The organism is Roseobacter sinensis (genome assembly GCF_025755255.1).
GTDB lineage: Bacteria > Pseudomonadota > Alphaproteobacteria > Rhodobacterales > Rhodobacteraceae > Roseobacter > Roseobacter sinensis.
Window position 1 is genome coordinate 1 of sequence record NZ_JALIEB010000004.1, and the last position, 21,274, is coordinate 21,274.

A 21,274-nucleotide genomic window follows, 5' to 3' on the forward strand; every position below is an offset into this window, starting at 1 on the left:
ATCTGCTGGTCTTCGAGCCAATCGGCCAGTTCACCAGAGATGTAACTGGCGCCATTGTCCGAGAGCAGGCTTGGCTTATGAACAACGGTCAATCACTACCCGATGATCACCTGGCACAGAGCGAGGAAAATGCGCTCCACCTCTTCGGCCATGTCCACGATCAATGGCTAGGAAGCAAGAAAGCGGTCAATGTTGGGGTCGATGTCTGGGGCTATGTCCCGGTCACAATCCGGGACATTGCGCAGCGCGCAAAGACGCTGCCGGAAAACCGTCACTGGACGGACGTAGAGCGCCGCGTGGAGCTTTGATATGGCAAGATCGTACAGAAGACCCCATCACGGCTATGACCAATGCAGACAGCGACAAGCGCTTTAAGACGGTCGAACATCGTGGCGAGCGCCTCAAGCTCAAGGAAACCAACCCCCCGCACGAAGTGCCGGCGGCCTCCAAAACCTTCGATAGTCGATGGGCCATCGAGAAGGATGGGAAGCAGTGGATCGACCGCGCGCGGTTCCCGGAGCTGACGCGGAAGTAATGATTGGTCTGCGCTAAAAGGCGGACTTTAAGGAAACTGTTCTGTGGCTAGGACACAACGCCGTCTAGTCCTGGATCTAGTTTAGACCACGTCCGCATAACTGCTTAACAGTCTACTTGACGACGCCAGCCCGCCTCCAGTCAGCTTGGCCAAGGTATGCGACTCTCTACCCGGTTCGGTAGACGTGGGAGAGCGGCAGCCCTCAACACAGCGCGAATTGAGAACCAGGTTTCAAACTACCTTCGCTCAAATGCGGTTGGCAAAGACCGCGGAGGGCCGAGATGCCGTGAGGTTGCGTTGGTTGGAGATAGTGGCAACGTCAAGGGCAGCGAAACCATAGAAACTCGCTTTTCTATTCATCTCCTAAGCTTGCGAAGCACTCTGCCCACCTCTTTCGGCCCGAAGCCATCTACTCGCGCCGATGGCAGCGAAGGTAGCGAGGGCAAGCGCCTTGACCGCCTCACAACCGATGTAAATCAGATGATGATTTGAAGAGTTGAACACCTCTCCTGCAATGATCCTCTCCGCCCGTTCGGTCAGCACAGGTAGAAGCCACGTACCCTGCAGGACAAGCGCACATATGATCACGGCGAGCAGTGCCGCGGACCACGCGGAAAAGCGCAGATATGCGACGAGGGCCAGAAGTATCGCCGCAATGGTCCATTCGACTCGGCTGAACAGACCAAAGGTCACACGGCCGACGTCCAGCGCGTTTGCAAGCTCGAGCGTCGGGGCCTGAAACTTCACCGGCGTTGCCAGGAACGAGATACCTATCAGCATACCCAGCCAAACGGCGGCTAGAAGCGTCGCGCTAATCCCAATCCATACTCTGGTCATTTCCCATCACTCCTCATTGGTTCAGTTGAACGTGCGGTCAAGATTGCCGGATTGGCGGTGCGATGCGGCGTAACGCCTCGGCAGCGATCAAGGTGGTTCGATCTCCGGCCGGCTTCGCCTCAGGCAGGGGAGTAAAGCAGAAAATTGCCGCGAAAGCAGAGCTCCGACGTTTGCGGTCGTCTTCACAAACCAAGATCGAGGTCAAACCGCGATGGCCGGAGCTGCACAAATCAATTCACCCCCCCTGACGATCCGCGTGCCACCGCCGACGGAGTTCCATCATCAGCGACAGTGCAACGCAAATGCCGGAAAGGGCTATGACGAAGGAGAACGGCAGCGCTCCCACGATCATTGCGTTCCGGACTGCATCGGTGCCTCCCGCAAAGATGAGGCTGCCGATCATGGTGGTCACGGCAAAGCCCCAGGTCAGGACGTGAACCGGGACAGAGCGTGTTTCGGCCCCGGCAGCGGCGATTGAATTGATGGCGAGTATCCCGGCATTCAAGGTCGTTATCATCAGCAGTGTCAGAAGCGCCACAAACATCGCGCTCCAATAGGTCGCGAAGCCCGGGCGCGCGATAGCCCGGATTGTCTCGTAGATTTGCGCGGAGGCGACGACCCCTTGAAGGTCCACTGTCGCCTCGGGATCGAGTTGGACATCAAGCGCAGCACCTCCGACGAAGGCGAACCAGATCACGCAGACCCCGACCGGAGCGAGCATACACCCAAAAACGAATGAGCGCAGGCTGCGCCCGCGGGATATCCGTGCGAGAAAGAGGGCGACGAATGGAGCGAAAGCGATCCACCAGGCCCAGTAGAAGATCGTCCAGTCGGTCTGCCATGTGGCCAGGATCTGGCCCAATTCGCTGCCGTCGGGCGCGGAGACCCGGGTTGCGTTGATGGGCAGACCACCGATGTAGGACCAGAGCGATCCACCGAGCCTGACGAGGCTGTCGCCGCTCTGGCCGGCGAGCGAGAAGCAGACCAAGACGGCCAGGAAGAGCCATGCGCCGAGAACCGAAAGCCATTTGATACCTCCGCGCATTGCAGAAACCGTCGCGGTAACGCCGACCAAGGCAAGCCCCACAAGCTGCCAGATCAGGTCCGGCCTTTCCCCCTCGCAGATGAAAAACGGCAATTGCGTGATGCTGTGCACACCGTAGACCAACTGACCCATGCCGTAACCCAGCGTGGTTGCGATCCCGACGATGATGGCAAAGATTGAAAAGACATCGATGACGTCGCCGATTGGTCCGTCATAGAATTTTCCGAGTGCGGGACCGAGCGCGCTGCGGATGGTCAGCGGCATCCCGTGGCGGTAGCTGAAAAAGGCCATCGCAAGCCCCAGAACGGTGTAACAGGCCCAGGCTGACAGACCCCAATGCAAGTAGGTGTAAGACAGAGCCCTGGAGGCATTTGCGACGGTGTTTGCTTCCATGGAGCCGTCGATCACGCTTGGGTTTACCGTCAGATGCGAGAGCGGTTCGCTCACGGAATAAATCAAGGCGCCGGCCCCGATGCCCGCACAAAAGATCATGGCAAGCCAAGCGGCGGTTGAATGCTCCGGTCTCTCATCATCCGAGCCGAGTATGATCCGGCCCGAGATGGGCAGGGCACCGACGCAAAGGCAGAAGACCACAAAACCGCCAACCGCATAGATGAACCAGGCGCGAAAGAAACCGAGCGTGAAGTCCTTCCCGCCGCTCAGGGCAGATACGGCGTGATCGGGGCGGATGACGATCCAAAGGATCAAGGCCATCACCGATGTGAAGGCCCCGAGTGCGACCGGAACACTGAACCCTCTGTACAGGCCGGAGGACGCGGTGGATATGGTGCGACATGCAGCACGGCGCAGCACTGTGAATACTCCGACTTCGGTGAGGAAATTGAGAACTGCGGCGTCAGATCGAGCCGGGCTTCTCTTTCGAAAAAATTCGATCTTTCCGATCTTTTGGCTTCTTGTCGGCTGCCGCAGCGGAGACGCGCAGATGTGCTTCCCACAAGACGAAACCGACTTGTCTGTCGATCGTGAACAACCAGCCCACCAGCCACCCGGGATAGGATCGGAACCCTGAAATACGGAGCGTGCGCAGGAAGCCGTCGATGCCTTCGTCGCACAGCGGAGAGCGATAGGCATCATCGATCAAGACCGGATGCCGAACGCGCAGCCATCGCAGATCGGAAACGATGGTGTGCACCTGCGGTTTGAAGATCTTCTGATCATGACGTCTTTGCCAGGCCGTCTGGGCATCTGCGATTGCAGCCTCGGCTTCCTTTTCGCGCGAGTGGTAGGCGCGTCTGAGCCCGGATTTGCGCACCAGCCAGAGCAAGCGCCCTTCGGTTGAAATCGCACGACACGCCGTCACCGTCCCGCAGGGGCTTATTGTGCAGTTGGATGGATCAACCCAGGCGGATACCCAATCAGAGCGATCAAAGACCAGCTTGTCCGGAAGCACGTCCAGCGACTGCGCGGGACCAGACGGCCTTGGACGCTGGGCGGTCAGGGTCTGCTTGAGACGTTTCTTGTTTGGACTGAGAGACGCCCGAATGCGAGCGAGATGGTAGAGTGCACGAGCCATGATGCTTCCTTTGAACAGGCCGTCATCCGCGGCGATGACGGAGCGGGGGTGTCGCGTGAATGAACGGCAGGTGCTGCGATCGGGGGGTCGGGTCGCAAAGGCACCTCTGGTCCGTCCTCCACTTTGGCGGCAGTTCATTTCCGGTGGCGGACATCCGCAGTACTGATGGGATCGAATTCGTCCACCGCCAGCGCAACGAGGATGCCAAGTTCACTCACGGTTTCGCCATCCGGGTGTGGAGCGAAGGTCGACGACTCGACGACCTGGGTGGCGGAGATTGAAAGCAGTTGGCTGTAGTCCTCGTTGAAGTTGAGGAAGAAATTCATGTAGCCGACGTTGTTGGCCCCATCGGCCCCATCCGAGACGTAAAGAAGGCCCCCCAAACCGATGTACTGATCCGTCAGCACGGGCTGTGGCTCGATGGCCGTGTCGTCGGGGCGCAGAACTGGAACACGCGGACCTTGCCAATTGAACAGGTAGGCCGTCACCTCGCCCTCGCGTTGGGTGTCGCAGGTCTGGGGATCGCCGATCGAAACGGGCAATCCGTGACCAATCGTGTGAGGGACCTGCTGCGGTGCACCGGCCGGCGGGGTGAATTCGGCGTCGAACGGAGTGCCTGTCAGTGGCAATTCGAAGGTGTACGTGGTCGAGCCACGTACCGGATCAACGTCCCCCTCGCCAGCGGTCCAGGTAAACTCTCCACTCACATTGATCGTATCGTTTTCGACTGTCAGCGATGCGGCGGACGCCGTCGTTACGAACACGGAGAGAGCGACTGAGCTCAGAACATACTTCATGAAAACCTCTATACTTTACAAACACTTGGTAGATAGCCGCAGCGCTCACGAGGGCGTGACCCTCTCCGAAGACAAGGCAATCACTGCGCGTTTCGAAAGAGTACGGCCTCGCCGTGGAGCGGCGCGTCACCCGAATGGGTGAATGGAACGAAAGAGAATTTGGCAGGCTCGGTTTTTCAGCGGTAACCCGCCGATGATGCGGCGCGAAAAGCAGCAATCTGCCAATCTATCGTGAAAAATTATTTTACAGCCCCGGATGATCTTCGAGCCGCCGGGAAAAGCGGTATGCTTCCACATCTTCAAGACGATTTTGATTTCATGCGCGCGAATTTTCGCGCGCTTTCGCGAGTAATTGGAGTATTGTATGACGAAGAAAAGATCGGCGCCGCCCGTCGGCGCCCGTTCCGAAATTATCAGCCGCCTTTACGATGTCGCACTCGACCCGGCCCGCTACGAGGAATTGCTCGATCTGTGGGAGAAACGGGTCAGTGACGTGCGACCCGGTTCGATTGATCAGGGGCGAATATTCTCGGATCAGGAGATCGAAGCGCATAGCAGAAGAGCCAACGTCTTTCTCGATCGGACGGAGCCATCGAGCGACGCCCGCGAAACCCTACTGGTTGAGTTCCGGACCGCGGCGGCCTTCATTGTCGATCCGTCGCTTCGCGTGAGCGCCGCAAACCCGGCAGCGGAAGTCTGGCAGGGCGTGCAGTTGGGTATGGCGCTATCAGACCTGCCGTTCGACGCCGAGGCCAGCGAACATCTGGAGCATAGTCTGAGGAGGGCCTTTGCCGGACGTGGACCGCAGATGCTTCAGATTCGAGTTCGCTCGACGAACTCCAATCGCGCGGCGCTTCTTCAGATCCGCGTTCTGCCCGGGGCCGATCCCTTCGCCTTGATCGTAACGTCCGAATTCGAATGGCCCGTGACGCTCGACAGCATCCTCGCCGAGGCGTTTGGCCTGACGCCGTCGGAGATCATCGTGATCCGCGGCCTCGTCGAAGCATCGACCATAAAGGAGATTGCAGAGCAGCGCGGCAGATCGATCGAAACGATCCGGACCCAACTCAAGGCCATCTTTCAGAAGACCCAGACCCAAGGGCAGGCCGAGTTGATCCGGGTCTGCCTGTCGTTGATGAATATCGTCGCCGTCACAGAAGCCGTCAGCCGAACGGCTCCCCAGAGCAGTAGCGGCAGCGCGCGGCTCGAGCCGCGTCCGTTCCATACCCTGAAGCGACCCGAAGGACGTCGCTTTGACTACCTCATTCTTGGCGACCCCCACGGGCAACCTGTTCTCTTCCTGCCGCTCGACTACGGCCTGGTGCGCTGGCCCGCCAAAGCCGAAGCCGAAGCCGCACGGCGCAGATTGCGGGTCATCGTCCCGATCAGGGCGGGGTTCGGCGCATCGACAGCCCTGCCGCGTGAGGTCGCAGCCGTCGCCTATGGCCCGGCCTTGGCGGCAGATGTGCATGCGCTGCTCGATCACCTCGATGTTTACCGCTGTCCGATCATCTCGCTCGGCAACGACAGTTGGTATGCGCACCATATCGCAGCGCATCGGCCCGACCGCATCACCGGAATTCTGATGAGCGCCGGGACGCTGCCGATGACCAAGGCGAAACAATATGAACGCATGGGCAAGTGGCATCGGTTCATCACGGCCAATGCGCGCTACGCGCCGACGGTCTTTCCCTTCATGGTCAAAGCCGGCTTTAGCCTGGCGCGACGTGTGGGGCGTCGGAGCTTTCTGCATGCAGTCTATGGGGACAGCCCCGCCGATCTTGCAACAATCGAAGAGCCGGAGACGCTGGAGGCGATCTTGTCAGGATCCGAGATCGCCCTTTCAAAAGCGCACAGCGCGCACGATGCGTTTGCCCGCGAGGTGGTTGCCAAAACGCTCGACTGGAGCAACGTCGTGAAGGCCTGCCGCTCGGTGCCGACGCATTTCCTGACGGGCGACGAGGACAAACATGCGCCTCCGGAAACCGTGAATGAATGGGAAGTGGAATGGCCTCATGTCCACTTCGAACGGATCAAGGGTGCCGGGTACCTGCTCTTCTTTCAACACTGGGAGTTGGTTCTCGATCGGCTCAAGACCATGATGGATGCCACAGCCGGGAAAGGGGAGGGCGCGTGACCTCGGCCGGATGCCCCCTGACGTCCCACACGCTCCCGCCTGCTCAGGTCCGCATCGGTCCATCCGGTCGTCCGGGGATCGACGCGTACCGATTGCGGGCCAGGGTTTTGGGCAGGCGACCGTTGTCGCGGCGTCTCCCCGTCAGGCCCTTTGGCAAATTGCCGCCGGTTGCGCGCACCCGCCGGCAGCTTGCTGCCAATCCGCATCGCCGAGCTCAAGAGGAACGCGGCTGCTCACCCGTTCGGGTGACGCGCCTGCCGCGGGCGAGGTCGTAGCGTTTGTCCTGTCCGGTGCCTCGCGGCGTCCCGTACGGGACGGGATCCGCAGGGTCCGGAGTTGGTAGACAGTTCTTACAGGAGATTTCGACATGAAGATCCTTTTTTGCGCCGGCGTTCTTTCGGCGGTCGCGCTATCGGCACAGGCCGCAACCGTTTCTGTCGATGATGGGACAGTGCGGCTGACCGGAGACTTCGAGTGGATCCCCGGCGAGGGTTTCATCGATCCGGTTCGGTCCTCGGCAGGTTACACGTTCGAGATGCCGGTCGCAGGCACGCCGTTCGATCCAAACTTCTCGGCGCCGCCTCCGGTCGGCCAGGGTTCCCCCCCGGTCATTGGCGACAACATCTCGGTAACCGTCGGCAATCCGCAAACGCGCGACGTCGAAAGGTCTGGCGAGGCGCGGGGCGCCGTTTTCAACTGGAATTCACCGCTCGATCCCATCCGACGGCCGGATGGCGAGATCATCGATCCACAGCCGTTCCGTACCAGCCAGTATGTGGACTTCAACGGGTTCCGCTATGTCACCGATGGGCCCGACGGGACGAGCAACATAACGACCATGAACTTCTTCCTCAACTTCAGCGAAGACTTCAGTCAGCTCACGTCCATTTCGGCGACTCAGGTGATCGAGTCCTCGATCTTCGTGCCGATCCCGGGCGAAGATCCGACTGTCGCCACCGGCTTTCTCGTCGCTTTGGGGCTTGATGAATTCGACCCCATCGATGTTTCCGATGTCGGCGGCGGGCCAGGCGAGCCTGCGCCACCTGTCACGCCAATTCCGTTGCCTGCAGCTGGCTGGATGCTCGTCGCTGCAATCGCCGGTCTCAGCGGGTTTGGGCGGATGCGATCGCGGACGCGCAGGTCTGACTGAAGCAGATGATTGCAGATCGCCTTTCAATCTGACGGGTGCGTGTTCGTGAGTATCGCGGCGGTCCACTGAAAAGGTGGTTCAGGGATCTCCGGGCTGCAGAGGCGCTGTAATCAGCGAAGGTCTGACGCCGACACCGACGGGACACGCCAGGCTCTTTGCCTATCGGTCTCGCGGGGCCGAGTCCACCAGGTGTTTCGGCACAAAACACAGATGTCGTACCCCCGTTTCCGGCACCTGCAGCGACCATCGATTGCTGTGGGTGCGCTCGAACGCGCTACGCCGGAACCGGGGGTAGGATCCCGCAAACGCAACGAATGTCTTTTCCAGACGAATGAGCGAAGACCGCAAAACTCACTAAACAAGAAGATGTTGCGCTGCGTCCAATGGCAGCTGGAGGCAAATTGAGCAATGCTGCGCATTGCGGTCGCTTGGCTTTGTGCCGGTTCTCAAACAGACGGGACGACGCCTCTTGAACACCGCGTCAAAGATCCGGCGCCTGTTCGGTCCAATCATGAAACGTATGATAGGCGTGCCCAAGCGTCAGGATTTGACGGTCCGACCCTCTGGGTCCAAAGAGCTGCAACCCCATTGGAAGACCTTGCGCGCTGAACCCCGCCGGAATGGCCAGGCATGGCAAACCGATCAGGCTCACGGGGATAACGATTTCCATCCAGCGATGGTAGGTATCCATTTCTGTTCCATTTATCCTCTTGGGATAGGTCCACTCGACCGGAAACGGCCAAACCTGTGCAGATGGAAGAGCGAAGGCGTCATATCTGGACGAAAGCTCGATGAATTTGCGGAACCACGCTGATCTTACGGTGCTTGCATCGTGAACATCGCGCGCGCTCAGCGACAGCCCTTGCTCTATCTCCCAAATCATCTCGGGTTTCAGGAGCGCGCGTTGATCCGGATCGTCATAGGTCTCTTTCATTTTAGAAGCATTGGCCCACGCGCGAAGAGTGCGCCACGACCACCACAAATCCATTGCATCAAATGGGGACATGACGGGCTCGACACTGCATCCAAGCTGGTCAAAAGCAGAAAGGCCGGTTTCGCACAGGCTCAGTATTCCGTCTTCACAAGGGTATGCGCCCTGCCAATCGGCAAGCCACCCAATTCGCTTTCCTGAGACCGAACCTCTCAGGTCACGAAAGTCTGGCGGGACACCGGTATCGTAGGGTATGCGGGGATCTGGGCCCGCCATGGTCTGCAAGAGCGCGGCGATATCTGCCGGTGAGCGTCCCATCGGGCCAGAGGTCGCAAGCTGTTGCAAGAACATCTCGCCCGTCGGGTCGGCGGGAACCAGACCCCAACTTGGCCTGAACCCATAGACGTTACAGAAGGCCGCCGGGTTTCGTAGACTGCCCATCATGTCAGAGCCATCGGCGACAGGCACCAACCGGGCCGCAAGTGCTGCCGCGGCCCCGCCGGACGATCCACCCGCGCTGAGATCCAGGGCATAAGGATTGCGTGTCGCCCCGTAGACCGGGTTAAATGTGTGCGAGCCCAAACCAAATTCGGGCGTATTCGTCTTTCCGATGAGGACAGCGCCGGCGTCCTTTATGCGCTGTACCATCAAGGAGTCGTGCGTTGGCGTATGCTCGGCGAAAAGCGGTGAGCCGAACGTCGTGCGCATACCCTTCGTTTCGGCCAGATCCTTGATCGCAAGTGGTATGCCGTGCAGCCACCCGCGCCGCGCGCTCTCATCGGCACGACGCGCGTCGGCGAGAATATCTGAGCGTGCACGCAGACCCACGATTGCATTGATTTTCGGATTGAATTCCTCGATCCGTTCGAGGAACGCGCTGGTCACCTGAACCGAGGTGAGTTCGGCGTGCTCGATTTTAGCGGAAAGCTCCAGAGCACTCAGTTGGGTTACATCCCGCATTTGTCGCCCCTCGTTGATCTCAGCAGACAGACAGCAAAAGCCTTAGCGTGCTTGCTGCCGCGCCGCCATAGGACGGACGGGTCAAAGGCAGCGACCCTATCGTCAAGAGGACAATCACCGCACGGATCGGGCCGATCGGTCCGAACCCCGCATTGCCAAGCACCGCGCGCCCGGCGATGCTCGCCGGCGGCCCAGCACCGTCGGTCACCGCGTCGTTCAGTGCGGAGAGGATCGGCACGAGGTTGGGACCGGGTGCCGCCGACATCCGCAAAAACCTTGGGAGATCGCGCCGGGTGACCGCCTGATGTGCGCTTCAACTGCATCGGGAGCCGGGACTGCGCAGAGGCGAAGACTTGCACAGAATGCGTCCGGGCGTCGGGCTTGACACCGACTTGCCGGCTGCTAGCGGTCTGTCATGCAAAAAGCCGCCGCCGCCGACAATCCCGTAAGGACGCGAGATCCGGAACGCACCAGGGGCAAGATCCTCGAAGCTGCGTTGGTGGAGTTCGCGGAGAACGGTTATGATGGCGCGAAGGTCCAAAAGATTGCGTCGAGTGCCGGCTGCAACGCCCGGCTGATCTACCACTACTTTGACAACAAGGACCGTCTCTACATGGCGGCTCTTCAGCGCATCTACTCCGAAATCCGGGCACAGGAAGAGAAGCTGCGTCTTGAAGCGCTGCCGCCGGAGCAGGCGATCACCCGGTTGGTCGAAACCACCTTCGATTTCTTCGAGAACAACCCGGTCTTTCTGGCGATCACGCGCAGTGAAAACCTGCTGGGGGGACGGTTCGTTGCGCAGATGCCGGAAATTCAGAAAATGTCCGCTCCATTTCTGAAGAAGGTCGCTGACGTCCTGTCCCGCGGCAGCGCGACTGGCGTATTTCGCCCCGGTGTGGACCCGCTGCAGCTCTATGTCAGTATCGTTGCGCTCAGCGCGCATCACATCAATGCAGGGCACACGTTGTCAGCGACCTTCGGAACGGATCTGTCCTGTGAGACCTGGCGACGCAAACGGCGACAGCACGTTGTCGACATGATCGTTTCCGCGGTTCGAGGCGGCGAATCGTCCGTTTGAAAAGACCATATCGGCCCGGTCTGTATACTTTCGCATATGCAGATGTCTTGCCCATTGCAGCGGAATTCTGCCTCAAAAATGGACAATCATCGAATAATTCAACAAGCGTTTACTTAGCGATTACACTCGCCGCCGGGTCGCGCTGCTACGCCTCTTGGCATGAACATGTCGTCCAACATTCCCGCGCGCGACGCGCAGCCGGTGCAGACTGCCAGCGTGCACTCCCGGCCCGCGCTTGAGCTTCAGAACGCATCGGTGGTTTTCGGATCCGGTGCAAACGCCGTCACAGCCCTGACGCCCACCAATCTTAAAATGGAACGCGGTGACTTTCTGGCGCTGGTGGGACCGTCCGGCTGCGGCAAATCCACCATTCTCAAGCTTGTCAGCAATCTCTTGCAGCCCAGCGAAGGGCTTGTGCTGGTTGGCGGCAAGGAGGCCAGGGCCAAGGAGCTGCGCATCGGCATGGCGTTCCAGAACCCGACAATGCTGCCCTGGCTGACGATCGAGCAAAACGTCATGATGCCGCTCAAGATCGTATCGCCGTTCAAGGAGACCTACCGTCAGGACAAGACCGGCGCCTTTCGCGACCGCGTGCACGCCTTGTTGGCGCAGGTGGGGCTGAAGGACTTTGCCCAACACTATCCCTGGCAACTCTCGGGCGGGATGCTGCAACGGTCCAACCTGTGCCGGGCTCTGGTGCATGAGCCCGACTTGCTGCTTCTCGACGAGCCCTTTGGCGCGCTGGACCAGTTCACGCGCGAAGAACTCTGGCAGATCATGCAGGATCTATACCTCGACCGGAAGCCCACGGTGCTGCTGGTCACGCATGATCTGCGCGAAGCAGGGTATCTCGCAAACCGGATTTGCGTGATGAGTGCGCGCCCCGGGCGGATCATCTCGGACGAGCCGGTCAACATCCCGCAGCCGCGTGACATCGGCATGATCTACAGCCCCGCATTCGTCGAAATGACGCAGAACCTGCGCGAGCTCATCGCGCAGGTCCGCAGCACGTAAGGCGACCCATGACCGACACGCAACGCATCCGCTTCCTGTCCACCTCCCTGATCGTCGGATTTTTCCTCGCGTGGGAGGTCTTGTGCATCCTTCTCAATGTGTCGGACCTGGTGCTGCCGCGCCCGTCCGAGATCCTCGTGACGATGTGGACCCGGTTCCCCGTGCTCTGGCCGCATATTCTCCAGACCCTCTATTCAACGCTGGTCGGGTTTTCGCTCGGGGTGGTGATTGGTGTCACATTGGGCGTGCTAGTTGGCACCTCCAAGATCGCCTACGCGGTGGCCTATCCGCTTCTGGTCGGGTTTTCGTCAATCCCGAAAGTGGCCGTTGTGCCGATCTTCGTGCTGTGGTTCGGCTCTGGCACGACGCCCGCCGTTCTGACCGCCATGGTGATCTGCGTGTTCCCGATCGTGGTGAACATCGCCACTGGACTGGCCACGACGGAGCCCGAGCTGGAGGACGTCCTTAAAACGCTCGGCGCGTCAAAAACCGAGATCCTCTGGAACGTCGGGCTCCCCCGCGCAATGCCCTACTTCTTTGCCTCGCTGAAGGTCGCGATCACTCTGTCTTTTGTCGGCGCGGTGCTGTCGGAGACAGTCGCGTCCAACATGGGCATCGGCAACGTGATGATGACGGCGTCGTCGAACTTCCAGGTCTCACTGGTCTTTGCCGGCCTGATCATCCTCGCGCTGATGGGCGTGGCGCTTTACGCGGTCTTCTCCCTGCTCGAACGTCGGGTGACCGGTTGGGCCACGCGCGGCAACGACATTGCCGTCACATAACCACTCGTCGTCGTCACTCTTCCTCCAACCTGAAAGGATGTTCCCATGAAACACACTCTGTTCGGTGCTGCCCTCACACTATTGGTCGGAGCCGTCCCCGCGGTTGCGGAACTGACGGATATCCGCTTCACGCTGGGCTGGAAGACCCAAGGCTCTGACGCGCCGTTTCTTCTGGCGTTGCACAAGGGCTACTTCGAAGACGAAGGTCTGAACGTCACAATCGATCAGGGCGAGGGATCGGCGGCGACCGTGACGCGCATCATGGGTGGTGCCTATGATGCCGGTTTCGGTGATATCAACGCCATCATCCAGAACGCTGCAGCCCGTCCCGGTGAAGCGCCGGTGATGGTCTATCAGCTCTGGAATCGTCCGCCGTTTGCCATCGTGACGCCTAAGACCGCAGGCATCGAAGCGCCAAGCGACTTCGAGGGCAAGACGCTGGGCGGCGCGCAAGGCACACCCACGACACGCCTCTTTCCCGTTTTTGCCGAGTTGAACGGTGTCGACCTTGGCAAGGTCGCTCAGGAAAATATGGCGCCGAACCTGCAAGAGCCGATGATGATCCGCGGCGACATCGACGGGGCTTTCGTCTTCACCTCGACCAGCTGGTTCAACCTGATCGCCAACCGCCAGGATCCCGCAAAGGATTTCAACTGGTTCAACTTTGAAGACTACGGCATGGACCTCTATTCCAACGGTCTGATGGTCTCGCGCGCGTTGCTGACGGAAAATCCCGAAGCGGTCGCAGGGCTGGTCCGCGCGGTGAACAAGGCCACGATGGAAGTTGCCGCCAACCAGGACAGCTCGGTCGAAGCGATCATGGCCTTCGATAACCTCGTTGACCCTGAGCTTGAGCGCGCGCGCCTGGAGTTTGCGCTGACCAACCTGATGAACGCGCCGGAGGTGAACGAGATCGGCATGGGTGATCTGGTCGATGAACGTCTGACCCGCTCGATCGAGATTGTCGCCAAGGGCTATGAGCTCGACCGTCTGCCGGAAGCGTCCGAAATCTTCGACCGCTCGTTCCTGCCGCCGGCCGAAGAACGGTCTTTCGAGGTGACGATCAACTGATCGGATGGGGGCGTCCGGGTAGTGACCCGGACGCCCGCTGGGTGTCTGAGGATCACGGACAAATGACCAAAACATTGATCCGCGGCGGGCAGGTTCTGCTTGAGAACGACCGCTTTGATGACCTTTCGCTGCTGATCGACCGTGACACGATCACCGCTATCCTTCCGAGCGTCGAAACCGTCGCGGATGCGCGGACGGTCGATGCGTCGGACCGCATCGTCATTCCGGGCCTTGTCAATGGGCACACGCATTCTCATGGGGCGCTGGCCCGCGGGGGCGTGCCCGACGATGCCGTTCTCGAGACCTTTCTGGCGGGCTCTGCCTGGCTGAACTTGGGACGCAGCCACGACGATCTGGCGCTTTGTGCGCAGCTTTCGGCGGTCGAACTGATCCGCAAGGGCTGCACCGCCTGTTTCGATCTCTTCATCGAATTGCCCGGCCCGACCGTCGAGGGCGCGCATGCGGTCGCACAGGCCTATCACGATGTTGGGCTGCGCGCCGTCGTCGCTCCGATGATTGCGGATCAGACGATTTATCAGGCATTGCCGGGTTTGCTCGACAGCTTTGATGGCCCTTTGAAAGACGCGGTTGCGGCGCTGACACTCCCGGATTGGGACAGCACTGTGGCGGTTTGCGACGCGGCGCTGCAAAGCTGGCCGGTTCCGGCAGATCGCGTGCGCCCCGGCCTCGGCCCGACGATCCCCTTGCATTGCTCGGATGATTTTCTGAAAGCCTGTGCCGCGCTCTCCGGCAAGCTGGGTCTCCCGCTGCAGACCCATCTTGCAGAGACCCGCCTGCAGCAGATCATGGCGCAGCAGAAGTTCGGCACCTCGCTGACGGAGCACCTGCACCGGCTTGGTGTCTTGTCCGAGCGCTTCAGCGGCGCGCATGGCGTATGGCTATCGGACGACGAGATGTCCCTGCTGGCCGCGCATCGCTGCGGTGTCTCGCACAATCCGATGAGCAACCTGCGGCTCGGCTCGGGCGTGGCCCCCTTGCGCCGGCTCGCAGATGCAGGCGTGACCATGGGCATCGGCACCGATGCAAGCAACACCTCGGACGGGCAGAACATGTTCGAGGCGATGCGCCTTGCCGCCACACTGAGCCGTGCCACCGCGCTTGACAGCGACCAATGGGTCCGCACCTCCGAGGCGTTCGACATGGCCACCCGGGGCAGCGCGCAACTCATGGGCTTCGACAAGGTCGGGCAGATTGCCGAAGGCTGGGCGGCGGATCTCGTGTTCCTGGATCGGAGTTATTGTCATTATACCCCGCAACGCGACACGCTGAACCAGATCGTGCTGGCGGAAACCGGCGCGGCGGTGCGCGAGGTCATGATCGGTGGGCAAATGGTCTTCGCCGATGACCGCGTGCTGACCGTGGATGAGCGCAAACTGTGCGCCGAGGCGCGCCGCGCGGCTGAACGGATCACCCATGCCAACGCCGCGGCGCGCCGCATGAACGCCGCTGCCGCCGAGGTCGTGAAAGGCTTTTGCCAGCGCCAGTGTGGCGCCCATCTCCCCTGACAGAAAGAGGACAGACATGGACCAGAAAGCAGACCCCGCAAGCGCGGCCAAGGCGATCGTCGAGGCCTATCTCGAACGCTCCATGGTGCCCGATCCAGAGGGCGCGCGGGCCTATGTGTCGGAGGACTTCGACATCACCTTTACGGGCGGTCGCAAGTTCACGGGGCCGGACCAGACCGCGGCGTTCAACGCGAAACGCTATAAATGGGTCAAGAAGAAATTCCTGCGCACCGATGCCGCCCACGATCCGGCCACGGGGGATGTGCATGTCTACAACACCGGCTATCTTTACGGAGAATGGCACGACGGGACGGGTTTCGAGACAAACCGCTACATGGACAGTTTTGTCGTGCGCAACGGGCAGATTGTCAGCACCCATGTCTGGAATGACAGTGCTGAGATCCTGCTCCACAAGGCGGGATTGTCCGAGGCTCCTCTATGATTCAATTGCCGACACACGGGCGCTATGACTACAGCGCTATCGCCAAACGGCCCGACTTTGACTGGCCCGGCGGCAAGCGGCTGGCGGTCTACCTCGGCCTCAATCTGGAGCACTTCGCATTCGGTGAAGGTCTGGGTGCCGAACTTGCGCCTGGCGGGCCGCAGCCGGACGTGCTGAACTACGCCTGGCGCGATTATGGCAACCGGGTCGGCGCGTGGCGCATGCTCGAGATGTTCGACGTGCTGGACATGCCCGCGAGCGTGCTGGCGAATTCGGTCATGTATGACTATGCGCCAGATCTCATGGCGGCCTTCCGTGCGCGCGGCGATGAAGTCGTGGGGCACGGCCGAACCAATTCCGAACGCCAGAGCGAACTGCCACCCGACCAGGAAGACGCCCTGATATTGGAGGCCACAGAGGTTCTGACCAAGGCCGAAGGCAAGGCCCCGAAGGGCTGGTTGTCCCCCTGGATCGCCGAGAGCAGAGTGACGCCGGATCTGCTGAAGAAAGCGGGGTACGGCTACACGCTCAATTGGTGCATGGACGACCAGCCGGTCTGGATGCGCACGGAACACGGCCCGCTCTTGTCGATCCCGTACCCGCAGGAAGCCAACGACATTCCCTCGATCGTGGCGCGCAAAGACGGTGCAGACGTATTTGCCGACATCATCATCGACACCTTCGACGAGATGTTTGAGCAATCGAAGGCTCAGCCCCTGGTCATGGGGATCGCACTTCACCCCTACCTCGTAGGTCAACCCTACCGCCTGCGCCACTTGCGGCGCGCGCTGCAGCACGTTTGCCAGCACCGCGACAGCATTTGGCTCACCACCGCGGGCTCCATCTTTGATTATTGCGTGGAAACCGAAGCGGTGCCCGGACCGCCGTGAAGCTCTGGCCCGAAGGACGTCTCGGCGGCGGCCATGCCAGCCCGGAACGAAACACGCCGGTGGTTTCTTCTGATTGGGTCGGTTCCAATCATCAGCATCCGCGACTCTCGCCGTACAGCAACGTCCCGGTGTCACGCACGGCGTGTTCGTGGATTTTTTCTGCCGAGTCACGCCCTTTGAATTGCACCGAATTGGATAGGGCACGTGCTGCAGGGCGGAGCGTTCACCAGCTTGGATGGTCTCATGGAAAGCGGGTCGCGCATTGTTGGCGCTCCGTTGAGCGAAGCTGGTCGCGCGGCCCAGCGAGGTCGGCTTTGCGGCTCGCATTCGCTGGATCGCTCACCCAGCGCAGGCGGCGCAGGCGGCGCAGCGCCACCCGCGGGTGCAACCGGTGTGCCTTGCGCGAAACGCGCTTGATTACCAGCTGTTGTAGCCCAGGAATTTCCCTGACATCTCGACCTTGACGCGGTCGCCTTTCGGATGCTCCACGCGGGTCACGGACATGTCGAAGTCGATGGCCGACATAATGCCGTCGCCAAACTTCTCTTGGATGATCGCCTTCAGTGTTGGGCCATATACGCCAACGATTTCGTAAAAGCGATAGATGCAGGGATCGGTCGGCACTGTCTGCTCCCAGATCTTGGTCGGGCATTCGGCGAGCACGCTCGCAGCCTCTTGTGGCAGCCCCATCGTGGCCACCATCAGCTCGGCCTTTTCCGGCGGGAAGGCGTTCATCCCCATTGCCGCGGAGTGGGTCCAGACCGGGGACATGTCGATCTTTTCCGCGATCTCTTCCCACGTCAGGCCTGCCTGTTTCTTGGCAGACAGGATCATCGCGGTGACATCCTCTTTGGTCATCTCGGTCATTGGGATCGTGTCCTTCATTCTATAGTCCTAACTCTGTCAGTCCGGGGTGATCGTCAGGCCGGGGTGTGCCCTCGGGCCAGTGAAACAGGCGGTCGTCCTCCGCGATATGCACATCGTTGATCGAAGCGTGGCGCACGGCCATGTAGCCCAGATCGTCGAACTCCCAGTTCTCATTGCCATGGGCGCGGTACCACTGGCCCGCCGTGTCGTGCCATTCGTAACAAAAGCGCACGGCGATCCGGCGGCCCTCATGCGCCCAGATCTCCTTGATCAGGCGATAGCCTGTCTCCTTGGCCCATTTGCGGGTCAGGAAGTCTTGCACCTCGGCACGGCCGCGCGGAAACTCCGCGCGGTTGCGCCAGCGCGTGTCGGGTGTGTAGGCCTGCGCCACCTTGGCCGGGTCGCGCGTGTTCCAGGCGTTTTCCGCCATGCGGACCTTCGCTACGGCTTCCTCATAGGAAAACGGCGGCAGCGGCGGGCGGGGCAGCGTGTCGGTCATGGTCTCACCCCTCCACCGCCCGCAGGATCGGCGTGGCGGGCTCGGGGTCTTCGCTATCGGCATCTTCCGTCATATCGATCCGCACCGGCTTGGGCTGCTGGTCCGGTGTTTGTGCCTGACCAGACAGCTCCGCCGACCGCTGGGCGAGGAAGTGCACCAGATGATTGCGAATGGCATAGTAATTCGGATGCTCGACAATGTCATTGCGCACACGTGGACGCGGAATGGTGATCTCGACGCTTTCGGCCACCTGCGCCATCGGCCCGTTGGTCATCAGCAGGATGCGGTCGGCCAGCAGGATCGCCTCGTCGATGTCATGGGTGATCATGAAGACGGTCTGATCCGTGTCGCTCCAGACCTTGATCAACTCGTCTTGAATCGTGCCGCGAGTCAGCGCATCGAGCGCGCCGAAGGGCTCATCCAGCAACAGCAGTTTCGGTTCATTGGCAAAGGCCCGCGCTATGGAGACCCGCTGGCGCATACCGCCCGAGAGCTGGCTCGGCTTGCGATGGATCGCGTCGCCGGTCAGGCCCACCTTCGCGAGAAAGGCCGTGGAATGCTCGATCACACGTGCCTTACCCCAGCTTGGAAAGCGCGCCGAGACGCCGAAGGTCACGTTCTTGAGCGCGGAAAGCCAGGGCAACAGCGAATAGTTCTGGAACACCACGCCCCGGTCGAGGCTGGGGCCGGAGACATGCATCCCGTCCATCTTGACCACCCCGCCCGTGGGCTCGGCCAGACCGGCGAGAATGTTCATGATCGTCGATTTCCCACAGCCCGAATGGCCCAGGATGCAGACGAATTCGCCCTTGTCGATGCCAAAGCTGGCGTTCTCGAAGACGGTGAACGCGCCGCCTTGCCCGTCGGGATAGCGTTGGGTGAGGTGCTCGATGCTCAGAAAGGGCTTTGTCACGAAGGCGCTCCTATTCCGTATAAGCGACGGTGCGTTGCAGCAGGCCGAACAGCGAGTCCAGCAGCATGCCCACGACGCCAATCATGAGGATGGAAAAGATGACGGAGGTCAGATCGAGGTTGTTCCACTCGTTCCAGACATAATAGCCGATGCCAGTTCCGCCCACGAGCATCTCGGCCGCAACGATCACCAGCCAGGCGATGCCGATAGAGATCCGCATGCCCGTCACGATGGTGGGGGCGGCGGCGGGCAGGATCACGGTGAAGGCGGTCTTCAGCGCGCTCAACTCATGTGTGCGCGCCACGTTCACCCAATCCTCGCGGACCCCGGCCACGCCGAAGGCCGTGTTGATCAGCATCGGCCAAATCGAGCAGATGAAGATCACGAAGATCGCACTCATTTCGCTGTCCTGAATGACAAAGAGCGCCAGCGGCATCCACGCGAGCGGCGAGATCGGCCGCAACACCTGGATAAACGGGTTCAGCGCCTTGTAGGCCACCGAAGACATGCCGATCAGGAACCCCAGCGGAATCGCGATGGCGGCTGCCAGCAGGTACCCTGTCAACACACGGTAGATCGAATAGCCGATCTGGATGCCGATCCCCTTGTCGTTGGGGCCTGCGTCATAGAAGGGGTTCGACAGCTGCTCCCACGCCTTGGCCAGCACCTGGCTGGGCGGCGGCACTCCCGCCTTGGGCTGCCCGCCGCCGGTGAGCAACTCATATTCGGTCAGCTCCCCCACGGCCTTCTGCGCGGGGATCGACGCTTCCCAGATCAGGCAGCTCACGATCAGGATCAGGATCGAAAGAAGGGCCGCCTTTCGGTTTTCAGACAGTGTTTTCATCAGCCCGCCTTGATCGCGAAGCTGTCGACATAGGCTTCCGGCTCAGCCGGGTCGAAGGTCTTGCCCATGATGGTATGCGATTTGTAGGTGATGTCCGGCGCGTCATAACCCAGGTCGGTCATCACCTTCTTGGCATCCGAAGCGAGGTACACCTGCTCGGCCACGGCCTTGTAGTCGATATCCCCCTCGATATAGCCCCAACGCTTCATCTGCGTCAGGATCCAGACACCCATCGAATGCCAGGGGAAGGGGTCGAAGTCGATCCGGTCGGGCACTTTCTGGACCTCGCCCAAACCGTCCGCATAGGTGCCCGTGAGTACCTGCTGTACGACCGTCACCGGTTGGTTGAGATAGTTGGTGGGCGAAATCGCCTCGGCAATCTCGATGCGATTGTCGGGGTTCGAGGCGTATTGCGTGGCATCGATGATCGACTTCAGCAGCGCGCCATAGGTGTTGGGCAGCTCCTGCGCAAAGCTCAGAGGGGCGGCAAAGGCACAGCACGGATGCCCTTCCCAAATCTCCTTGGTCAGGATGTGGATGAAGCCGATGCCCTCGAAGACCGCGCGCTGGTTGAACGGGTCGGGCGAGAGATAGCCATCGAGGTTCCCGGCGCGCAGATTCGCGACCATCTCGGGTGGCGGCACCACGCGGATCTGGATGTCCTTGTCGGGGTCCAGCCCGAACTCCGCCACGTAGTAGCGCAGCAGGAAGTTGTGCATCGAATATTCGAACGGCACCCCGAAGGTGAAGCCTTTCCACTGTTGCGGATCGCGCTTGTCGAGGTGCTCGTTCGACAGGACAATCGCCTGCCCGTTGATGTTCTCCACCGCCGGCATGATGTAGGGCGTGGCAACCGAGCCCGCGCCCAGCGTCATCGCCAGCGGCATCGGTGTCAGCATGTGGCTGGCGTCATACTCGCCCGACAGCGACTTGTCGCGCGCGACCGCCCAGCCGGCGGTCTTGATGACCTCGGCGTTTAGACCATAGCGTTCGTAAAAACCCAACGGCTGCGCCATGATGATCGGCGTTGCACAGGTGATTGGCACAAAACCGATGTTGAGGTCGGTTTTCTCGGGCGGGCCAAGCTCGTCGAGGATTGCCGCCTTCGCCTGCTCCAGCGGGAATACCGAGGCGAGGGTTGCCGCTGCCGTAGCCCCGCCGATCATGCCCATGAAGGACCGGCGACCGATGTCGCTCTGTCCGAAGACGGAGCGGACAATCGCGCTTTCCACCGCGCGCTCCATCATCTGCTCAGATGACATCTGATGCGGTTCGACATGGTCGTGATCGTGCCCATGACCCGCCAGACACCCCTCGCAGCCGCACTCAGCGCCATGCCTCAGATCGGTCTTTTCCGAAAACGGGTTGCCTAGGCTTTTGATCGTCATGTCCATCTCCTGTCAGCGTTTACTGAACTGTCCC

General features: G+C 60.7%; 21 protein-coding genes and 1 pseudogene. 11 read left to right on the plus strand and 11 right to left on the minus strand.

What is annotated here, in order from left to right; translation table 11 throughout:
- Positions 1-308, plus strand: a pseudogene (locus tag MUB52_RS07365) (hypothetical protein); the annotation flags it as partial.
- Between the two features lie 35 nt (positions 309-343).
- Complete coding sequence (locus MUB52_RS07370; RefSeq protein WP_263843566.1) at positions 344-535, plus strand: hypothetical protein; 192 nt, start codon at positions 344-346, stop codon at positions 533-535.
- A 363-nt stretch (positions 536-898) separates the two neighbouring features.
- On the opposite strand, the gene MUB52_RS07375 is transcribed toward MUB52_RS07370, so the two are convergent.
- The 4 genes from MUB52_RS07375 to MUB52_RS07390 all read right to left on the minus strand — a co-directional run bounded on the left by MUB52_RS07375 (position 899) and on the right by MUB52_RS07390 (position 4,748).
- The gene (locus MUB52_RS07375) at positions 899-1,372 is read right to left on the minus strand and encodes a DUF4149 domain-containing protein (protein ID WP_263843567.1); all 474 of its coding nucleotides are present in this window, start codon (positions 1,370-1,372) and stop codon (positions 899-901) included.
- Between the two features lie 235 nt (positions 1,373-1,607).
- Complete coding sequence (locus MUB52_RS07380) at positions 1,608-3,230, minus strand: BCCT family transporter (protein WP_263843568.1); 1,623 nt, start codon at positions 3,228-3,230, stop codon at positions 1,608-1,610.
- A gap of 43 nt (positions 3,231-3,273) precedes the next feature.
- Positions 3,274-3,702 (minus strand): hypothetical protein, encoded by a 429-nt coding sequence (locus tag MUB52_RS07385; RefSeq protein ID WP_263843569.1) that lies wholly within the window; start codon positions 3,700-3,702, stop codon positions 3,274-3,276.
- 383 nt (positions 3,703-4,085) lie between these two features.
- Complete coding sequence (locus MUB52_RS07390) at positions 4,086-4,748, minus strand: hypothetical protein (protein WP_263843570.1); 663 nt, start codon at positions 4,746-4,748, stop codon at positions 4,086-4,088.
- 364 nt (positions 4,749-5,112) lie between these two features.
- On the opposite strand from MUB52_RS07390, the gene MUB52_RS07395 reads away from it, so the two are divergent.
- Both MUB52_RS07395 and MUB52_RS07400 read left to right on the plus strand, forming a co-directional pair.
- Entirely contained in the window at positions 5,113-6,885 is a 1,773-nt protein-coding gene (locus tag MUB52_RS07395; protein WP_263843571.1) for a helix-turn-helix transcriptional regulator, read from the plus strand.
- Positions 6,886-7,252: 367 nt separating this feature from the next.
- The gene (locus MUB52_RS07400) at positions 7,253-8,035 is read left to right on the plus strand and encodes a VPLPA-CTERM sorting domain-containing protein (RefSeq protein WP_263843572.1); all 783 of its coding nucleotides are present in this window, start codon (positions 7,253-7,255) and stop codon (positions 8,033-8,035) included.
- A 481-nt stretch (positions 8,036-8,516) separates the two neighbouring features.
- Here MUB52_RS07400 and MUB52_RS07405 read toward each other — a convergent pair whose 3' ends face one another.
- Together MUB52_RS07405 and MUB52_RS07410 are read right to left on the minus strand one after the other, a co-directional pair.
- A complete protein-coding gene (locus MUB52_RS07405) occupies positions 8,517-9,926 on the minus strand; it encodes an amidase (protein ID WP_263843573.1) in 1,410 nt (469 codons plus the stop codon).
- A 19-nt stretch (positions 9,927-9,945) separates the two neighbouring features.
- The gene (locus MUB52_RS07410; RefSeq protein WP_263843574.1) at positions 9,946-10,191 is read right to left on the minus strand and encodes a hypothetical protein; all 246 of its coding nucleotides are present in this window, start codon (positions 10,189-10,191) and stop codon (positions 9,946-9,948) included.
- A gap of 150 nt (positions 10,192-10,341) precedes the next feature.
- Between MUB52_RS07410 and MUB52_RS07415 the strand changes: the two genes are divergently transcribed.
- The 7 genes from MUB52_RS07415 (at position 10,342) to MUB52_RS07445 (ending at position 16,729) form a co-directional block, all read left to right on the plus strand.
- Positions 10,342-11,004 (plus strand): TetR/AcrR family transcriptional regulator, encoded by a 663-nt coding sequence (locus MUB52_RS07415; RefSeq protein WP_263843575.1) that lies wholly within the window; start codon positions 10,342-10,344, stop codon positions 11,002-11,004.
- A gap of 159 nt (positions 11,005-11,163) precedes the next feature.
- Positions 11,164-12,018 carry an ABC transporter ATP-binding protein gene (locus tag MUB52_RS07420; protein ID WP_263843576.1) on the plus strand — a complete coding sequence of 285 codons (855 nt, stop codon included), beginning with the start codon at positions 11,164-11,166 and terminating at the stop codon, positions 12,016-12,018.
- Between the two features lie 8 nt (positions 12,019-12,026).
- Complete coding sequence (locus tag MUB52_RS07425; RefSeq protein WP_263843577.1) at positions 12,027-12,800, plus strand: ABC transporter permease; 774 nt, start codon at positions 12,027-12,029, stop codon at positions 12,798-12,800.
- Between the two features lie 45 nt (positions 12,801-12,845).
- Positions 12,846-13,871, plus strand: a complete 1,026-nt coding sequence (locus tag MUB52_RS07430) for an ABC transporter substrate-binding protein (RefSeq protein WP_263843578.1) — start codon at positions 12,846-12,848, stop codon at positions 13,869-13,871.
- A gap of 62 nt (positions 13,872-13,933) precedes the next feature.
- Positions 13,934-15,397 (plus strand): amidohydrolase family protein, encoded by a 1,464-nt coding sequence (locus MUB52_RS07435; protein ID WP_263843579.1) that lies wholly within the window; start codon positions 13,934-13,936, stop codon positions 15,395-15,397.
- 16 nt (positions 15,398-15,413) lie between these two features.
- Positions 15,414-15,839 carry a nuclear transport factor 2-like protein gene (locus tag MUB52_RS07440; protein WP_263843580.1) on the plus strand — a complete coding sequence of 142 codons (426 nt, stop codon included), beginning with the start codon at positions 15,414-15,416 and terminating at the stop codon, positions 15,837-15,839.
- Positions 15,836-16,729, plus strand: a complete 894-nt coding sequence (locus MUB52_RS07445; protein ID WP_263843581.1) for a polysaccharide deacetylase family protein — start codon at positions 15,836-15,838, stop codon at positions 16,727-16,729. The genes MUB52_RS07440 and MUB52_RS07445 overlap by 4 nt, the downstream gene beginning before the upstream one ends.
- 417 nt (positions 16,730-17,146) lie before the next feature.
- On the opposite strand, the gene cynS is transcribed toward MUB52_RS07445, so the two are convergent.
- From cynS to MUB52_RS07470, 5 genes are read right to left on the minus strand one after another with little or no spacing between them, the layout of a single operon-like run.
- Entirely contained in the window at positions 17,147-17,614 is a 468-nt protein-coding gene (gene cynS / locus MUB52_RS07450) for a cyanase (protein WP_263843582.1), read from the minus strand.
- Between the two features lies 1 nt (position 17,615).
- Positions 17,616-18,095 carry a nuclear transport factor 2 family protein gene (locus MUB52_RS07455; protein WP_263843583.1) on the minus strand — a complete coding sequence of 160 codons (480 nt, stop codon included), beginning with the start codon at positions 18,093-18,095 and terminating at the stop codon, positions 17,616-17,618.
- A gap of 4 nt (positions 18,096-18,099) precedes the next feature.
- Positions 18,100-19,008 carry an ABC transporter ATP-binding protein gene (locus MUB52_RS07460; RefSeq protein WP_263843584.1) on the minus strand — a complete coding sequence of 303 codons (909 nt, stop codon included), beginning with the start codon at positions 19,006-19,008 and terminating at the stop codon, positions 18,100-18,102.
- Between the two features lie 10 nt (positions 19,009-19,018).
- Positions 19,019-19,852, minus strand: a complete 834-nt coding sequence (gene ntrB / locus MUB52_RS07465; RefSeq protein WP_263843585.1) for a nitrate ABC transporter permease — start codon at positions 19,850-19,852, stop codon at positions 19,019-19,021.
- Entirely contained in the window at positions 19,852-21,240 is a 1,389-nt protein-coding gene (locus MUB52_RS07470; RefSeq protein WP_263843586.1) for a CmpA/NrtA family ABC transporter substrate-binding protein, read from the minus strand. The genes ntrB and MUB52_RS07470 overlap by 1 nt, the downstream gene beginning before the upstream one ends.
- Positions 21,241-21,274 lie beyond the last annotated feature (34 nt).

What these genes read in the sequence shown, in the direction of transcription:
- MUB52_RS07400 (WP_263843572.1), top strand. Translation starts at nt 7,253, where the DNA reads ATGAAGATCCTTTTTTGCGCCGGCGTTCTTTCGGCGGTCGCGCTATCG.
- MUB52_RS07435 (WP_263843579.1), top strand. Translation starts at nt 13,934, where the DNA reads ATGACCAAAACATTGATCCGCGGCGGGCAGGTTCTGCTTGAGAACGAC.
- ntrB (WP_263843585.1), bottom strand. Translation starts at nt 19,852, where the DNA reads ATGAAAACACTGTCTGAAAACCGAAAGGCGGCCCTTCTTTCGATCCTG.
- MUB52_RS07425 (WP_263843577.1), top strand. Translation starts at nt 12,027, where the DNA reads ATGACCGACACGCAACGCATCCGCTTCCTGTCCACCTCCCTGATCGTC.
- MUB52_RS07395 (WP_263843571.1), top strand. Translation starts at nt 5,113, where the DNA reads ATGACGAAGAAAAGATCGGCGCCGCCCGTCGGCGCCCGTTCCGAAATT.
- MUB52_RS07440 (WP_263843580.1), top strand. Translation starts at nt 15,414, where the DNA reads ATGGACCAGAAAGCAGACCCCGCAAGCGCGGCCAAGGCGATCGTCGAG.
- MUB52_RS07415 (WP_263843575.1), top strand. Translation starts at nt 10,342, where the DNA reads ATGCAAAAAGCCGCCGCCGCCGACAATCCCGTAAGGACGCGAGATCCG.
- MUB52_RS07455 (WP_263843583.1), bottom strand. Translation starts at nt 18,095, where the DNA reads ATGACCGACACGCTGCCCCGCCCGCCGCTGCCGCCGTTTTCCTATGAG.
- MUB52_RS07470 (WP_263843586.1), bottom strand. Translation starts at nt 21,240, where the DNA reads ATGACGATCAAAAGCCTAGGCAACCCGTTTTCGGAAAAGACCGATCTG.
- MUB52_RS07445 (WP_263843581.1), top strand. Translation starts at nt 15,836, where the DNA reads ATGATTCAATTGCCGACACACGGGCGCTATGACTACAGCGCTATCGCC.
- MUB52_RS07420 (WP_263843576.1), top strand. Translation starts at nt 11,164, where the DNA reads ATGAACATGTCGTCCAACATTCCCGCGCGCGACGCGCAGCCGGTGCAG.
- MUB52_RS07375 (WP_263843567.1), bottom strand. Translation starts at nt 1,372, where the DNA reads ATGACCAGAGTATGGATTGGGATTAGCGCGACGCTTCTAGCCGCCGTT.
- MUB52_RS07405 (WP_263843573.1), bottom strand. Translation starts at nt 9,926, where the DNA reads ATGCGGGATGTAACCCAACTGAGTGCTCTGGAGCTTTCCGCTAAAATC.
- MUB52_RS07430 (WP_263843578.1), top strand. Translation starts at nt 12,846, where the DNA reads ATGAAACACACTCTGTTCGGTGCTGCCCTCACACTATTGGTCGGAGCC.
- MUB52_RS07390 (WP_263843570.1), bottom strand. Translation starts at nt 4,748, where the DNA reads ATGAAGTATGTTCTGAGCTCAGTCGCTCTCTCCGTGTTCGTAACGACG.
- cynS (WP_263843582.1), bottom strand. Translation starts at nt 17,614, where the DNA reads ATGAAGGACACGATCCCAATGACCGAGATGACCAAAGAGGATGTCACC.
- MUB52_RS07410 (WP_263843574.1), bottom strand. Translation starts at nt 10,191, where the DNA reads ATGTCGGCGGCACCCGGTCCCAACCTCGTGCCGATCCTCTCCGCACTG.
- MUB52_RS07370 (WP_263843566.1), top strand. Translation starts at nt 344, where the DNA reads ATGACCAATGCAGACAGCGACAAGCGCTTTAAGACGGTCGAACATCGT.